Source organism: Nonomuraea sp. NPDC049269 (assembly GCF_043197155.1).
In the GTDB taxonomy this organism is placed as follows: domain Bacteria; phylum Actinomycetota; class Actinomycetes; order Streptosporangiales; family Streptosporangiaceae; genus Nonomuraea.
Genome location: NZ_JBICSO010000014.1, coordinates 202534 through 217443, shown reverse-complemented (window position 1 = coordinate 217443; position 14910 = coordinate 202534). Strand labels below are relative to the sequence as shown.

Sequence of the window (14910 nt, the reverse complement as noted above, 5' to 3'; positions counted from 1 at the left end):
GCTGACATATAGCTGATGGGACGGTCGCGTGGCCGCGCTGTTGACGAATTCAGTCTGGGAGTTTCTCCATTCCATCGGGTGAATCAGGTCCGCAAGATTACCGGTAAATAGCTGTTTAGCCGATAAATGCCTGAAGGGCGATCGAGACCGGACAGCTCGCTCCGGACGAGGAGCCGCGGAGGACGAGCGCCGCCGTGCCGGCAACGATCTTCCGCTCCGCCCTCGTGCTGACTCGGCGACCTGACGCCAGTTTGATCGTCGCGTGATTTGCGGGCAGGATATCCGGACGTCCGTTTACCCTTATTTGGGATCACATGTCTTACAGAACGTTACTGCCAGCGCTCGCCCTCGCGGCGGCGGTCACCATGACGGCCGCTCCCGCCGTCGCCAACGGGTTCGGCTCGGGGAACGGCTGCTGCCCCTTCGCCGACAACTCCAAGCATTGGTACACCTCCGAGACGCTGGAGACGCGCACCAAGAGCGCGGCCAAGGCCGCCATGTTGAAGCTGGACTCCCAGACCGACATGACCGTGGCCTACGACAGCACCCCCGACCCGAGCACCGACGTCGAGGCGTTCGACCGCTACTACGTCGACTACTGGGACCTGGACTGGGACGGCTCCAGCACCGGCTACAACCTCTTCGCCTACTCGAAATGCGTGAAGAGCATCCCGCCGGCCGACAGCACCCAGGCCTGGCGCTGCGACCAGTACGAGGTCCGCTACGACCTGAAGGACATCGACTGGATGAGCACCACCCAGCGGCAGGCGCTGGCCTGCCACGAGATCGGGCACACGATCGGCCTCGACCACTCGACCGAGTCCGGCTCCTGCCTGCGCACCGGCTCGCACACCGTCACCAAGTACGGCACGCATGACGTCGCCCACATCAACGGCCGTCACTAGGAGACCGGCGATGAGACACCTCAAGCTCCTCACTGCCGCCGTCGCTTTCGCCGCCCTCGGAGGCTGCGCCCAGGCGCCGGCCGCGAAGCCGGCACCGGTCTCCTTCTGGTCTCAGCTCCATGCCGAGAGCGGGACCGGCCAGTACCTCTTCGACTCCCTCGACGACATCACCCCGGGTGCCAGGCCGTCCGGCGCGTTCCGCCCGGCCACCGCGCTCGTCGAGGGCACGGTTGTCGGCGTGGAGCCGGGCATCGCCTACGCCTCGGGCGACGACTCGGTCACGCCGCGGGTCGTGCCCTACGACAGCGAGGAGGCGGCGATCCGCTGGGCCAGCGTGGTCATCAAGGTCGACAAGGTCCATGCGGGCAAGCTCGGCCGCGGCTTCGCCTCGGGCCAGATCCGGCTCAGGTTCGAGCAGCCCACCGGTACGACGCTCGACGGGCTCCGCGCGTCCCTCGGCACGGCCGGGCACGGCATGTTCTACGTCGACAGCGCCCTCAACCGAGCCAGGCGGCAGCCCGTATCACCGGCGGCCCAGGCATATCAGGCGGCCGTCCAGCTCCCGATCGGCCAGGGCGTGTTCATCGAGGAGAAGCCCGGCACGCCGCTGATCGCCCCGCTGACCGACAGCGAGCGTGCCGCCCAGCTCCTCGGTGGCGGCACGCAGCCGAGAAGCGCGGTGGCAGGCGCTACGACGCTGGCCCAGCTCCGTGTCCGCGCCCAGCGGTCAGCTTGCGAGACAGGCACGGCGACAGACCAGTCCGTCTGCTGACCCGCTTCCAGGAGGCGCCCATCCCGTCCCTCAATCGGCGACGAGCCGGGCTTGGTCGGCCTGCTCGCGCTGGCGCCGCAGCTCGTAGGTGCCCGGTGCGATGCCGGTGAAGGCATGTTCGGGGTGCGCGAGGTAGGCGGTCGCGCCCTCTGCGACGGTCAGCACCCCGAGCACCATTCCGCCGCCGAAGCGCTCCGGGGTGAAGAACACCTTGCCGGTGGCGAGCAGGAGGTGGGTGTTGGCCCCGGCCTGGCCGCGGACGATCGGGACACCGCTTTCGGGAACAGGGGTACGGGCCTGCTCCCGGTTGGCCGGTATGACGGCGACATCGCCCTGGAACTGCAGGCCGGAAAGGATGGGAATCTCGGCCTGCCGGTCGAGGTGCTCGTCGATGGTGACGCCGAAGATGGCGATGGCTTGTTCGATGGTGGGCATCTTCTCGGGCTCCTTTGCCGGTGGGCGGGGGTCAGGATCGTCGTTGTGCCGTGGCGTACTGCGCCGAAGTGAGGCCGTAGGTCCAGGCGGCGGCCTCAAGGGGGTCGGCGCAGTCGGCGGGGACGGTGAGGCCGAAGCGGCGGTGGGTGCCGTCCCGTTCGACGGTGCCGTTGGTGCACAGCAGGACCCGCACATGTGTGGTGAAGATGTCCGCGGGGACGTCGTGCAGGGTGAGGGTCTGGCCGGGGTTGCCGGGGTCGGGTACGGCGGGTCCGACCTGGGCGAGGCGGGCCTCGGCGATGAAGCGGTGCCAGCCGCGGCGTTCGATGGCGCAGCGGCGGATCTCGGCGTTGGGTTCGCGGAGGATCTCGTCGGCGGTGAGGGTGTCGTCGATGACGGCTTGGGTGACGTGGATACCGTGCCAGAAGTACAGCCCGAATCCGTCGGCCCAGCCAGCCGCGGGGCCGTCGGCGCGGTGCGGCCGGTGCGTGGCCCTGGCGCCCTCGCCGACCTGCTCGAGGTGCAGCTCGGCCGGGCGCGGACAGAGCATGACAAAGTCTAGGAAGGGCCACCACCACCAGCCGGCGGGCGCGGATCGCGCAGCGGTCTGCTCCGCGACGGGCGGCCACGACCGTTCCTCGTCGAGCGGCGGGACCGTGTCCGGCCCGAAGCGGCCGACCAGGGCCAGCCAGGTGTCGGACCGCTGGCCCGCCAGGTAGGCCTGCCACAGCCGGCGCACCTCGCCGCGGATCGTGTCCTGCCGCGGGCCGCTCACTGCCGCCTCCACCGCGGCTCGCACGGCCGCGTCCGACGCGTCGGCGACCGTGGCCAACGCGCCGCTGGGTACACTCCGGCTCTCCTCGCGGGCGGGCGTGACGTGCGCCGTGTCCCGCACCGCCGCGGCCTTCGCGGCCTTCATCGTCGCGGCGATCTCGACGTGCAGGGCGGTGGCCGCCGCGCCATGCACAGGATCGCTCACCGCGCCGTCGGCCGCGGCCTGGACCGCGGCGCGCACCGCGCGGCCGACGGTCTGACCGGCGGTGTCGTCCACCGCGCGGTAGACGGAGTCCAGGACGCGGCTGTTGCGGTGGCCGGTGCTCAGGCAGGCGGCGATCGGTGCGGCGAACGCGCCGACGAGCGGTGAGGACACCCATACGACCCGTTCCGGGAACGGGACCCCGATCTCCCGGTAACAGGCACGGGCGGCGGACTCCCACGCCCGCCTCTCGGCAGCGGTGTCGTCCCGGCCGCGCTCTGTCCGGGGCGTACGCGCCGCCTCCCGCTCGTCGGCCGGCGAACGGGCTGGACCCGGTGGATTCACAGGCGGAAACCTCCAGCTGAGGCGGCCCCTGACTTAGCCCGAGGACGCTGAGATGTACACCGTGCCGCGTGGAGTGTCCACGTCGGCGATCATGACTCGGCGCAGCACGATACCGGCCCGCTAGGACAATTTGTTGCTCTTTGTCGACTGCGTGCGTCGCTTTGACGGATTGGCTTGACACGTCGGCCGATCTCCGTACATTCGGACGGATGCAGGGGACCGAAGTCGAAGACGCGTTACGGGCTCATCCCGACGACCTCGCCTTGTGGCTGGCCTATAGCGACCGGCTGCTGGAGCAGGGCGACGCCAGAGGCACGCTGATCCGTCTTGAGCAGCGCCTGGCACGCACCCGCCCCGCTGATCGCCCGGCCGTGGAGGGTGAGATCGCGGACTTCATCGCGGAGCACGAGGGCGGATGGGACGACGCATTGCCGGCGACGGCGCGGGTGCTGGCGCGCCGGTACGGTTTCGCCTCCGAGGTGGCCGTCGAGTGGTCGGATGACGTCCGCGCTGTCCTGGAGCAGGTGCTGCGCGGCCGGTTCGTCACCACGCTGAGAATCACGCCGAACGGGACGGCCGATGACGAGGACTGGGACGACGATGAGGACTGGGACGACGAGGGGGAAGGCGGCCCGGGGGCCGAAAGTCCTGGGCGTCTGGACATGAAGGCACTCGACGGACTGGATGCCGGGCGACTCGTCGAACTCGACCTCTCCTATCTAGATCTTGGTCCCGACGGCGCCGAAATCCTCGCCACCTCGCTCCGCACGGATCGGCTGCGGGCGCTGCGACTGCGGTATTGCCGGGTCGGCGACGCCGGTCTGGCGGCCCTCGCGGCGTCCCCGCACCTGGGCGGACTACGCCGCCTGCACCTGCAACGCAACAGGGTGACCGCCGAGGGCGTGCGTTCCCTGCGTCGGTTTCCGCAGCTGACCGAGCTCGATCTGCGGTACAACGACCTCGGCGAGGCGGGAGCGGAGGCCCTGCTCGCCGCCCCGTTCGCCGGGTCCCTCGAGCGGCTGTGGTTGTACGACTCCGATGTAGGCCAGGACGGCGTGCGGAAACTGGCGCACGCCACGAATCTTCGGTCGGGGCTGCGCAGCTTGTGGAGGGCCATGTGAGCATCGAACTTCGGGATCGTTTCTTCATCCTGTCGACCCGGGAGGCACCCGCCGAGGAGGCCGCCCGGTATCGGGCGGAGGTGGACGCGACCGACGCCGAGCCGGCCGCGACTGTGGACGGACTGGACATCTCATGGCATCCGTCGGCTCGGTTCAAGGCGGTGCGGTTCATCGACGCCGAGCGAATCGACGAGCGGGTGCGGGAACTGTTCGCCCGGCCCAGCGCGGACGCACCGTATCTGGCGGCGGTGTTCGTGGATCCGCACGAGCTGTCGTTTCGCACGTTCGAGAACATCGTCCCGCTGGACCGCCTGTTCGAGGGCGTGCCGTTGGAGGCGGAGCCGGCCGGGTGGGCAGAGCACGCGGAGGGGGTGTTCTCGTTCTCGCTGCGGTTGCCGGCGGCCGCCCAGGCACGGTTGGCGCAGCTGGACGAGTTGAAGCTGTACGTGCCGCCGCTGAACGCCGTGTCCCGGGGTGGTGAACGATTCATCTTCCACTCGGCGCTGCTGGCCGAGGCGTTGACCGCGGCGGTGGCCGACGCGTTGCCACCGACGGTGGCGGAGGGGTTCTCGCACGTGAACCCGGTGTTCCGGTGCAACCGGTTCGAGCCCGGTGATGAGAACTTCCACCGGCATCGGGACACGCCGTACTACGACGCGTCGCGGCGGCACATCTCCCGGTACACGCTGCTGCTGTACCTGACCGGCGGTACGGGGTCGCCCGCCCTGGACCTGGTCGGCGGCGCCGCGCTCACTGAGATCGGCGCCTTCACGTGCGTGATCTTCGATCAGCGGTACGAGCACGAGGGCGCCCCCTACCGTGACGGCCGCAAGGTGTTCCTGCGTACCGAACTCATCTTCACCGCTGACGAGGTCACCGAGGCGCCGGAGATCGGTGAGCTGTTCAGCAAGGCCTGCTACCTGACCGGTGAGAGTGTGTTCGCGCCGGAGCTGGCCCGGCACGCCGACGCCTACTACAACCAGGTGGCGGCCGCCCACTGGAACGGCTGGGGGAGGGGCCCCACCCGCGAGACCTTCGTACACAAGGAGTTCCGCGGGGCGCACTTCGTGGCCAACGGCTACGACTTCTGGTTCGCCAAGACCGACGCGTTGTCGCTGGCGGAGTGCGCCGCGCTCACCCTTCTCGACTACTTCAACTGCAAGGTCGGCGACGCCGCGTTCCGGGCGCTCTGCCAGACAGAGGTGATCGAGTCCGACAACGCCGACTGGATCCCCGAGTTCCTGCGGGCCAGGCAGAACGGGTCCGCCATGACGCGGGTGGACAAGTCCGCGTTCTTCCCCGAGCCGGAGCGGCCCAACCGCGGGATCTGCTGCCCGTTCCACTCCTCCGGAGGCTACGACCCCACACGCCACGACGAGATCATCGAGCTCTACACCGACGCGCAGTCCTTCGCCAAGGCGCACATCATGCCCGCGCCGATCCTCATGCTCGGCGAGGACGTGGCCCTCGACCCGGACCAGTTCGTCATCCAGGACAACCTCATCCACGTGCTCGGCAAGGGCGCACTCCAGCCGGTGAACTTCGCCGCCTGCTGGAACGACGAATCCATCCCCGAGGACTATGTGGTCGTCGCGGCCAAGGTCGGCGTGGCGCAGTTCCTCGTCCCGCCCATCATCTACACCGAGTCCGCCGGCTGTTACCACCTCACGTTCGACTTCTTCCGCAACTCCTGGATGGTCGACCACCGGCGGGCCGTCATCCCCATCCCGAGGATCACCGAGGAGGACTGGGCCGACCCGGACGAGAGCCACGCCTGGCGACGCTCGGTGGATGACTCGCTCATCGACGATGAGCATCCGCTGCCGCCCAGCGACCTGTGGGACGACGAGGATGACGACTGGGATGACGAGGACGACTGAAGCGGCGAGGACCGACTGCCGCGACTGATCGCGAGCGGTTCCGACCGCGCTCGGTGCATGCTCGTACGCCCCGGAAAGTGCCGACTCCGTCTGGCATCTCCCATCGTTCGTCAGCCGGCGGGACGCCAGGTGGTGCCTTCGACCTGGACGGGAAACGGCGGAACGGTCGCCGACACATAGGTCAACCGCTCTTCACCGGTGTTGCGAATGGCGTGCTTCGTGCCCGGCGGGATACGGATCATCGTCCCGGGGGTCACCTCGGACTCTTCGTCGCCGACGAGCATGTGCCCGGTGCCGGCCATGACGACGTAGACCTGGGTGCTGTCCGGGTGGACGTGCTCATCCTGGCGGCTGCCGGGGTCGGCGTGGACGATCGTCACCGACATCGGCGTGTCTTCTCCGGGAAGGCCGAGCAACAGGTGCGAAATCTGGCCGTCACCTCTTTCGTTGCAAGGGACGTTTCCCACTCGACGAATGAACATCTCGGTCCCACCCTCTGTCCGCGGTCCGTCTCATGCTGTCCGCGATCGTAGATCGGACCTTGCTCAGGTGAGTGCGTCCAGGTGGTCTCCGGCGATGATGGCGCGCTTGACGCGGATGAGGTCCTTGGGCGCGTTCACGGCGACGGCGCCGACCAGGACGCCGTTCCTGGCGAAGGCGATCGCGAAGCGGTCCTCTTCGGGGGATCCCGCGACGATGCGTGAGGTGTCTGCCAGGTGGGGCAAGCCGGCGGTCTGGATGCGGGCGCCGTGGATGTGGGTGGCGAAGGAGGGCAGGTCGGCGTACGGCTTGGCGTTCTCACGGCCGGTCAGCAGGTTGAGGGCGGCGAGGGCGCCCTGGTCGTTGGCGTTGGCCCAGTGCTCGACACGGATGAGTTCGCCGCCGAACAGGGTGTGCGGCCAGCGGGCCACGTCGCCGGCCGCGACCACGTTGTCGGCGGCGAACAGGGTCTCGTCGCAGACGACGCCGTCATTCAGTGTAAGGCCGCTGCCCTCCAGCCAGCCGGTGTTCGGGGTGACGCCCGCGCCGGCGATGGTCAGGTCCGCTGAGAGCGTTCGGCCGCTGGTCAAGCGCACGCCGTCGGGCTCGAGGCCGGTGACGCGGGTGTCGCTGATCAGTTCGACGCCGTGGTCCTGGTGGTGGCGGGCGAGCCAGCGGGCCGCTTCGGTGCCCAGGACCTTGGCCATGGGGTACGGGGCGGCGTCGACGAGGGTGACGTTCAGGCCGAGCGTGCGGGCCGTGGAGGCGACCTCGCCGCCGATGAAGCCGCCGCCGATGACGACCACGCGCTGAGGGCCGGCGGCCAGTGCGGCGCGCAGCGTGAGGGCGTCTTCGAGGGTGCGCAGGGTGTGGACGCCGTCGGGGTGGTGGGGCAGGCGGCGGGGGCGGGCGCCGGTGGCGATGACCAGGCCGTCATAGCGGATCCGTGAGCCGTCGTCGAGGGTGAGGTGCTGGTCGGCGGCGTTCAAGCGTACTGCCTGGCGGCCCTTGAGCCACTCGTCGCCGAGGTCGTCGGCGCCGGGCAGGGTGATCTCGTCGTCGCCCCGCAGCATGCTCTTGGACAGGGGCGGGCGGTTGTAGGGCAGGTGGTGTTCGGCGCCGATCAGGGTGATGTCGCCGGTGAAGCCTTCTCGCCTGAGCGTCTGTACGGCGCGGAGCCCGGCCAGGGAGGCACCGACGACGGCGATGGTGTTCAAGGTTCCCATGGTCCCGGACTATACCGATGGGGGGTATATGGTGCAAAATACCCCTCGGGGGTTAAGTTCTCGGATATAAGAGGAGATGCCATGAGCAGTAGCACGTACAAGGTGAGCGGGATGACCTGCGGCGGATGCGCGGGCAAGGTGCAGACGGAGCTCGCCAAGGTGGACGGGGTCACCGGGGTCGAGGTCGACCTGACCAGCGGCACGGTCACCGTGGCCGGGTCCGCCGAGGAGGCCCTTCTCCGTGACGCCGTCGAAGAGGCGGGCTACGAGCTGACCGCCGTCTGACCGTCCCCTTGGATGAACGGATGCCTGCCGGGCGCCCGACTACGATGCTTATTAGTAGATTCGTGCGACTCAGCAGGTGTCCGTTCACCCGAAGGAGAGAAGGTGTGCGCATCGGAGGCGACTACTTCGGCTCGATCGGACGCGCGGCGGGTACCGGGGTCACCATCACCGGCAGTGGCTTCGGCGCCGGCTCTGCGGTCGGCTGCGGTACGGTGCTGTGCCCCCGGTTCGACGTCAGCAGCGACGGCACCCAGATCACCGCCTACGCGCCCGAGGGCGTCATCACCATCCTGGGCACCTCTCGTGAACGTGACCGTGCTGTCGGAGGGCTGCTCGTCCCCCGCGACCCCGGCGGACGAGTTCAATTGCAAGGTGTGACGCCGGCCGACGTCCGTGGTCCGTACGGCTGGCCGTACAGCATCTCGAACAGCAGCCGCGCCCGGTGCCGCCGCAGCACACTGTCATTCTGATAGGGCCGAAACCGACCAAGATCGTAACCAGCTACCGACAGGGACAAATAGCTCCATCAAGTCACGAAGGGACGGGATCGGCCACACCAGATCACCCGTGATCAGGAGACGCTACGGGCTGACACTCTTCACGGAGCTCGTCAGGTTGTCGAAGTCGTTGTTCGTCAGATCGCTGTCCGACGACCTCGGGGCGGCCGCGTAGCCGTAGGAACCCGCGCAGTTGGCGCTGTTGTAGAACTGAATCCGGCGGCTCGAAGGATTCCTCATGGAGCTGGCCTTGTTGTTCAGCGGTCCAGCATTGGCGCACCCACCGGAGGGGGAGGTGAAGAGGAAATCCTGTCGGGCACCGGCGTAGTCGTCGTGCTCGAACAGGCAGAAGCTGGCGCCTGCGCCGCAGCTGGCGAGCCGCTGGGCGTCGGCCTGCGCGGTGGCGCCCACTGCCATCAGGCTGGTCAGGGCCAGCGCCACGACACCGGCCCTGCGCACCGTCGTTCTTTTCATGGATGACCTCATTTTCGGCTGAGTGTAATTCGCCAAAGATCATGACAGGTGATCCCACAACGCGCCACCAGCCCAGTCGAACGGCAGCCGTAAGCCAGCTGCTGGAGCTTCATAGATCAATCGTGATGCACGATCGTTGCCGATGACAACCATGTGTTGGACTCATCGATCGCTCATCGTCGAGGCTGGGCGCATGACGACGAGACGACCACGCCAAGGCATCAGATGATGCGATCGATCAGCGGCCTTGGTGCGATTCTCACCGCACTCGGACTGGCCATCGCCATGAGCGGTTCCGCCGGAGCGACGGTGCACCGGCGGCCCGGGAAATTCCCGACCTCGATTTCGTTGCCCGAGGGCTTCCAGCCCGAGGGCATCGCGATCGGCCCCGGCCCGTTCGCCTTCATCGGCTCCATGGCCGACGGCTCCATCTACCGCGCCGACCTGCGTACCGGACGCGGCGCGATCATCAGTCGCGGGCCCGGCACACCGGCCCTCGGGATGAAGATAGACCCGGGCGGACGGCTGTTCGTGGCAGGCGGCACGGGTGGTGACGCGCGAATCCTCGACTCCCACACCGGCCGGGTACTGGCCTCCTACCGACTGGCCACCGGCAAGGCGTTCGTCAACGACGTCATCCTCACCAACGGCACCGCGTGGTTCACCGACTCCACCAACCCGGTGCTCTACAAGCTGCCGCTGCGCGGCCGGCAGCTACCTGCCGCCGCGCAGCGGATCCCCCTCACCGGGGATCTGGTGTACGGCGACGGCTTCAACGCCAACGGCATCACGCCCACGCCCGACGGCCGGGGCCTGATCGTCGTCCAGTCGAACACCGGCCGACTGTTCCGCGTCGACTGGTCCGGCGCGACCCGCCGGGTGAACCTGCACGGCGAGTCATTGCGGGAAGGCGACGGCCTGTTGCTGCGCGGCCGGACGTTGTACGCGGTGCAGAACCGGCTCAACGCCGTGACCGTCCTGCGGCTGAACGCGGCGGGAACCGACGGCCGCGTCGTACGGCGGGTGAGTGATCGCCGCTTCGACGTACCGGCGACCGTGGCAGCCTACGGTGCTCGCCTGTACCTCCCCAACGCCCGCTTCGACACCAAGCCCACCCCCACCACCCCGTACACAGCCGTCGCCATCTCTGACCCTGAGCGGTGATTGACGTCGGGTGATCCCCTCGATCTCCGCCCGGGCGCCCAGCAGTAGCGCGGCGAGTCCTAGAAGCACGGCAAGCTGTACCGGTGATCTTCCACCTGGTCGTAGATCGCGCGTAACCACGGCTCACGAGCTGCCGGTAACCGTGCCAGCGTGCGGAGAAACACATCTACATCGGGTCGAAAGGGCCTCCACGGCAGCAGCGGTGGCGGATCGTCGCGGCGGACAATGTCGGGCATCCTTTCCGCCGCTGGTACAAGACGCCGATCGTCATTGAAGGCCATGTACATCCACACGTCAGTGGCCAGCGGCACCACCGTTCTCGCGCCGCACGGCCATGACTCACCGGTCTGCGGATGCCGCGGCACCAGGGCGATGTCCGCGATCGCGACGGACAGCCCAGGCCCAGCCAGGACGAGGTCCCGTGCCGATGGGCCCGGAGGGAGCAGGGTGTCGAGCGCCTTGCGAAACGCCTCGGCGACCGGTCCGTCAGGGACGGCGATCCGCTGGCCGCCGGAGACCGCCAGCAGGTGTGCCAACGCCGCCGCGACCGACGCCTCCCACCGTGGGCTCCACCACCCGGGCTGCTCAACGGGCGGCGTGTCCGGATAAGCCGCCCGCAGTTCCTCCCAGCCGACCAGCGTGCGAGCCCGGCCTTCGACGCTGACCGGACGCACGGCGCGTGGATCCAGCCACACCACCTGCCAGCGTCCGCAGTCGTCAATGCGGGTCGCCACGGCCAGCCCGCACTTCACGCACGCCAGGTTGGAACCGTTCCGTTCGTCCAGGCCGCAGCAGAGGCCGTCACACCGCTCCCGGATGAGGGCAGTTCCGCGGACATCACCCGGCGTGACCCCGACCATTCCCGGGGGCCCGTACGACAGGGAATACACCTGCAGGTACACGCCACGGGCTTCCGCCTCGTCCGCACCGACCTCGTCCCATACCCGCCACGGCGGTCCGGAGGGTTCGGATCGCACCGTGTAGGTTCCGGGTCCCCCAGCGCGGGGAGCAGGTCATGGCCGTACTTCTGGTCGGCGTGGTCGGGAAGCGCGACCTGCGACACCCTCGCGGTCAAAACGGCACCACACCCCGCACATACGAAAACGACCAAGCGCGCCTCCCACTCCTCAACGATTCGATCATGCTGCCGCAAACGATAGAGCTACGGGGGGCGAGCCGGGCGGCTGGTTCGGATTCCGCGCTCGGCCGAGATCGTCCTGCGGGCCACGCCGTAGAGCCACGCGATCTCGTGCCCAGCTCGGCCCGGTAGGTGTGGGCTGAGCCGAGTGTGATGTCGCTCACTTAAACGCCGTTCAAGATTGAACGTTGTTCAGGTTTGCTGCGACACTCAACGCATGCAGTTGAAGCGTGCGGACGTGGTGACCGGGGCCCTGGCCCTCCTCGACACCGACGGTCTCGACGGGCTGACCATGCGCAAGCTGGGCGCCCGGCTCGGAGTGCAGGCCGGCGGCATCTACTGGCACTTCAAGAACAAAGAGGCGCTGCTCGGCGCCATGGCCGACCGGATCGTCGGCGAGATCACCGAAACCCCGCTCACCCCTGGCCCCTGGGACGCGCAACTGGCGGAGATCGCTCACCGCACGCGCCGCGCCCTGCTCGCGCACCGTGACGGCGCCCGCGTGGTCGCCGGCACGTACGTGGTGGAGCCGAATACCGTGCGGGGCGGCCAGCAAGCCGCCCGAATCCTCACCGACGCGGGCTTCCCGCTCGACCGGGCCGGCTGGGTCATCTTCACGGCCATGTACTACGTGCTCGGTCACACGATCGAGGAGCAGGCCCAGCTCGCCGCCGGTGACTGGGAGCAGCGCGGAACGGGACTGGCCGACACGGAACTGCACCGCGCGATGGACGGCGTGATCAAGGCCGACCCCGAGGAGCGTTTCGCGTACGGCCTGGAGCTCTTTCTCGACGGCGTACGCCTGCGGCTCGCGGCGGCTCAAGACCAGGAGAAAGTATGACGAAGATAATCGGCACAGTCGCGGAATTACGCGAATACGTGAAACGGCCGCTGCGCGTCATCGCGGAGAAGGGCATCGACCACATCGACGCCGAGTCGCGGCGCTTCATCGAACTGAGCCCGTTCTTCCTGCTGGCGACCTCGGCAGAGGACGGAACCAGCGACGTCTCACCCCGCGGCGACCCACCGGGAAGCGTCCTGGTGCTCGACGACCGCACCCTGGCATTCGCCGACCGAAAAGGCAACCGCCGCCTGGACAGCCTCGAAAACATCCTCCAACGCCCGCACGTCGGAATGCTGTTCCTCGTGCCCGGATCGGGGGACACCGTGCGGGTCAACGGCCGCGCTCGAATAGTCGCCGAAGCTCCTTACCTGGAGAGGATGACCATCCAGGGAGTAACGCCCCAACTGGCGGTGGAGGTGCGCGTCGAGGAACTGTTCCTGCATTGCAGCCGGGCCTTTGTCCGCTCGTCGCTGTGGGATACGGACAACTGGCCGGAGCGCGGAGAGGTGCCGAGCGCGGGGAAAATAGCCCGCAGCCAATCCGGACTGAAACTCCCGGCTGCGATGTTCGACGCCGTACTCAACCGCGCGGGCCGCGACCCGTACTGAGCCATTTCCGTGCGCTCGGCAGAGCAGGGCCGAAGCCCAGCGCGGACCCGATCACACGACGCCCCTTTCGCCAGGCGTTTCGGAAGGTCATCCTGATGCCGACGCAGCGGGGAGGGGTGGTTCCCGATGGGACTTGCCGGGTGGGCGCACCGGGTGGTGGTGCGGTCGCCGCGACTGCCCTTGCTGTGCGGTCTGCTCGGTGTTTCGGGTGCGGTCGGTGCGGTGCTGGCCGGGGCCTGGCCGGTGGTGGCGGCGGTGGCCGGGATGGCTGGAGGGGCGGGGCTGGCCGTGGCCGGGTTGCGTCTCGTGGTGGCGACGCAGCGGGTCGAGCTGGACCGGCTGGGTGAGCTGGTCGAGCGGCGGGCCGAGCAGGTGACGGCGCTCAGCCACGAGCTGCGTACCCCGCTCAGCATGATCAAGGGTGCTGTGGACCTGCTCGGCGAGGAGAGTCCGGGGCCGCTGACGCCGGCGCAGAAGCGGTTCATCGCGATCGTGGACCGGCAGTGCGCGCAGGTCATCAACCTGTGCGAGAGTCTGCTCACCCAGGCCAAGATCGAGGCGGGCCTCTTCACCCCGCGCCTGGAGCCGGTGGACGTCTCGGTGGTCGCCCGTGACGTGGTGACCGCCATGCGGCCGCTGTGCGCGGAGCGGGGGCAGCGGATCAGCCTGGACACTCCTCAAGTCACGCGGCCCATCCCGGCCGATCCGACGTTGACCGCTCAGGCGCTGACCAATTTGCTGTCGAACGCCAGCCGGTTCACCAGTATGGGTGGCAGCATCGACGTACGAGTGATGGCCATCGACACGGGGATCGCGGTGTACGTCACCGACGACGGCGCGGGAATGACCAAGGACCAGCGGCAGCGGCTGTTCCACCGGTTCGTCACGGGCCGGCCGCTGGCCGACGGGACCGGGCTGGGGCTGGTCATCACCAAGGCGATCGTCGAGCTGCACGGCGGGTCCATCATGGTGGACACCACCTCGATGCTCGGCACCACGTTCCTGTTCACCCTGCCGGCGCGGAAGGAGCCGCGGTGAGCACAGCGCTCGTCGTGGACGACGAACTGCAGATGACCATCATCGTGGAATTCGCCCTGGCCACCCAGGGCTTCACCGTCCACACCGCGCACGACGGCGCGACCGCCCTGAACATCCTGCGTACGTGCGAGGTCGACCTGGTGGTGCTCGACGTGCTCATGCCCGCACTCGACGGGCTCACGCTCTGTGAGCGGATCCGCGCCAGGTCCGACGTCCCGATCATGCTGCTCAGCGCACTCGGCCAGCAGGAGGACGTCATCGCCGGGCTGGAGCGGGGCGCGGACGACTACGTGACCAAGCCGTTCCACCCCCGTGAGCTCGCGCTGCGGGCGAAGGCGCTGGTCCGCCGCCGCCGGGGTGGGGAGGAGGCGGTGCTGCGGGTCGGCGACCTGGTCATCAACCTGGACCGGCACACGGTCACGATCTCCGGGCGGCGGCTGGAGCTGCCGTACACCGAGTTCAGGCTGCTCGCCCATCTCGCGGAGCATCGGGGCACCCCGCAACCGTGGCAGGCGCTCCTCCGCACGGTGTGGGGCGCCTCCGACGTGTGGGGTGGTCGCGACGTGGTCAAGACGGGGGTGTACCGGCTGCGGTCCCGGCTGGCCACGCTCGATGCCGCGCATTACGTGCAGACCGTGCGCAACGTCGGGTACCTCATGCCCGATCCGTAGGTGACGACGTCGTCACCAACGCTCACGGGCGCGTTACCGGGGCCTCCCGTC

Annotated in this window: 17 protein-coding genes; 11 read left to right on the top strand and 6 right to left on the bottom strand. The window is 68.6% G+C overall.

Annotated features, from left to right (window positions below; translation table 11 throughout):
- Window positions 1–314: 314 nt before the first annotated feature.
- Together ACGFNP_RS56850 and ACGFNP_RS56845 are read left to right on the top strand one after the other, a co-directional pair.
- Entirely contained in the window at window positions 315–905 is a 591-nt protein-coding gene (locus ACGFNP_RS56850) for a matrixin family metalloprotease (protein WP_393332913.1), read from the top strand.
- A 10-nt stretch (window positions 906–915) separates the two neighbouring features.
- The gene (locus ACGFNP_RS56845) at window positions 916–1677 is read left to right on the top strand and encodes a hypothetical protein (RefSeq protein WP_358332864.1); all 762 of its coding nucleotides are present in this window, start codon (window positions 916–918) and stop codon (window positions 1675–1677) included.
- Window positions 1678–1707: 30 nt separating this feature from the next.
- On the opposite strand, the gene ACGFNP_RS56840 is transcribed toward ACGFNP_RS56845, so the two are convergent.
- Window positions 1708–2112, bottom strand: coding sequence for a hypothetical protein (locus ACGFNP_RS56840; protein WP_358332861.1), 405 nt, complete (start codon window positions 2110–2112; stop codon window positions 1708–1710).
- Between the two features lie 31 nt (window positions 2113–2143).
- Window positions 2144–3433 carry a DUF6745 domain-containing protein gene (locus tag ACGFNP_RS56835; protein ID WP_358332858.1) on the bottom strand — a complete coding sequence of 430 codons (1290 nt, stop codon included), beginning with the start codon at window positions 3431–3433 and terminating at the stop codon, window positions 2144–2146.
- A gap of 209 nt (window positions 3434–3642) precedes the next feature.
- Between ACGFNP_RS56835 and ACGFNP_RS56830 the strand changes: the two genes are divergently transcribed.
- Complete coding sequence (locus ACGFNP_RS56830; protein ID WP_358332856.1) at window positions 3643–4554, top strand: TIGR02996 domain-containing protein; 912 nt, start codon at window positions 3643–3645, stop codon at window positions 4552–4554.
- On the top strand, window positions 4551–6434 hold the full coding sequence (locus tag ACGFNP_RS56825; RefSeq protein WP_358332853.1) for a hypothetical protein: 1884 nt from the start codon (window positions 4551–4553) through the stop codon (window positions 6432–6434). The genes ACGFNP_RS56830 and ACGFNP_RS56825 overlap by 4 nt, the downstream gene beginning before the upstream one ends.
- Window positions 6435–6544: 110 nt before the next feature.
- On the opposite strand, the gene ACGFNP_RS56820 is transcribed toward ACGFNP_RS56825, so the two are convergent.
- Complete coding sequence (locus ACGFNP_RS56820) at window positions 6545–6820, bottom strand: cupin domain-containing protein (RefSeq protein ID WP_358332851.1); 276 nt, start codon at window positions 6818–6820, stop codon at window positions 6545–6547.
- A gap of 159 nt (window positions 6821–6979) precedes the next feature.
- Window positions 6980–8140, bottom strand: a complete 1161-nt coding sequence (locus ACGFNP_RS56815; RefSeq protein ID WP_358332849.1) for an FAD-dependent oxidoreductase — start codon at window positions 8138–8140, stop codon at window positions 6980–6982.
- Window positions 8141–8221: 81 nt separating this feature from the next.
- Here ACGFNP_RS56815 and ACGFNP_RS56810 point away from each other — a divergent pair, with 81 nt between their 5' ends.
- Entirely contained in the window at window positions 8222–8425 is a 204-nt protein-coding gene (locus tag ACGFNP_RS56810; RefSeq protein WP_358332846.1) for a heavy metal-associated domain-containing protein, read from the top strand.
- Between the two features lie 104 nt (window positions 8426–8529).
- Entirely contained in the window at window positions 8530–8895 is a 366-nt protein-coding gene (locus ACGFNP_RS56805; RefSeq protein WP_358332843.1) for a hypothetical protein, read from the top strand.
- A 111-nt stretch (window positions 8896–9006) separates the two neighbouring features.
- On the opposite strand, the gene ACGFNP_RS56800 is transcribed toward ACGFNP_RS56805, so the two are convergent.
- Window positions 9007–9396, bottom strand: a complete 390-nt coding sequence (locus tag ACGFNP_RS56800) for a peptidase inhibitor family I36 protein (protein ID WP_358332840.1) — start codon at window positions 9394–9396, stop codon at window positions 9007–9009.
- Window positions 9397–9621: 225 nt separating this feature from the next.
- Here ACGFNP_RS56800 and ACGFNP_RS56795 point away from each other — a divergent pair, with 225 nt between their 5' ends.
- Window positions 9622–10560, top strand: coding sequence for an SMP-30/gluconolactonase/LRE family protein (locus ACGFNP_RS56795; protein WP_393332904.1), 939 nt, complete (start codon window positions 9622–9624; stop codon window positions 10558–10560).
- A 59-nt stretch (window positions 10561–10619) separates the two neighbouring features.
- On the opposite strand, the gene ACGFNP_RS56790 is transcribed toward ACGFNP_RS56795, so the two are convergent.
- Entirely contained in the window at window positions 10620–11537 is a 918-nt protein-coding gene (locus tag ACGFNP_RS56790) for a hypothetical protein (protein WP_393332901.1), read from the bottom strand.
- 378 nt (window positions 11538–11915) lie between these two features.
- On the opposite strand from ACGFNP_RS56790, the gene ACGFNP_RS56785 reads away from it, so the two are divergent.
- From ACGFNP_RS56785 to ACGFNP_RS56770, 4 genes are all read left to right on the top strand, one after another.
- Complete coding sequence (locus ACGFNP_RS56785; RefSeq protein WP_358332828.1) at window positions 11916–12539, top strand: TetR/AcrR family transcriptional regulator C-terminal domain-containing protein; 624 nt, start codon at window positions 11916–11918, stop codon at window positions 12537–12539.
- On the top strand, window positions 12536–13150 hold the full coding sequence (locus ACGFNP_RS56780; RefSeq protein WP_393332897.1) for an MSMEG_1061 family FMN-dependent PPOX-type flavoprotein: 615 nt from the start codon (window positions 12536–12538) through the stop codon (window positions 13148–13150). The genes ACGFNP_RS56785 and ACGFNP_RS56780 overlap by 4 nt, the downstream gene beginning before the upstream one ends.
- Before the next feature lie 126 nt (window positions 13151–13276).
- Window positions 13277–14188 carry a HAMP domain-containing sensor histidine kinase gene (locus tag ACGFNP_RS56775; RefSeq protein WP_358332822.1) on the top strand — a complete coding sequence of 304 codons (912 nt, stop codon included), beginning with the start codon at window positions 13277–13279 and terminating at the stop codon, window positions 14186–14188.
- Window positions 14185–14859 (top strand): response regulator transcription factor, encoded by a 675-nt coding sequence (locus tag ACGFNP_RS56770; RefSeq protein WP_358332819.1) that lies wholly within the window; start codon window positions 14185–14187, stop codon window positions 14857–14859. Before ACGFNP_RS56775 ends, ACGFNP_RS56770 begins: the two co-directional genes overlap by 4 nt.
- The last annotated feature ends 51 nt before the right edge of the window (window positions 14860–14910 follow it).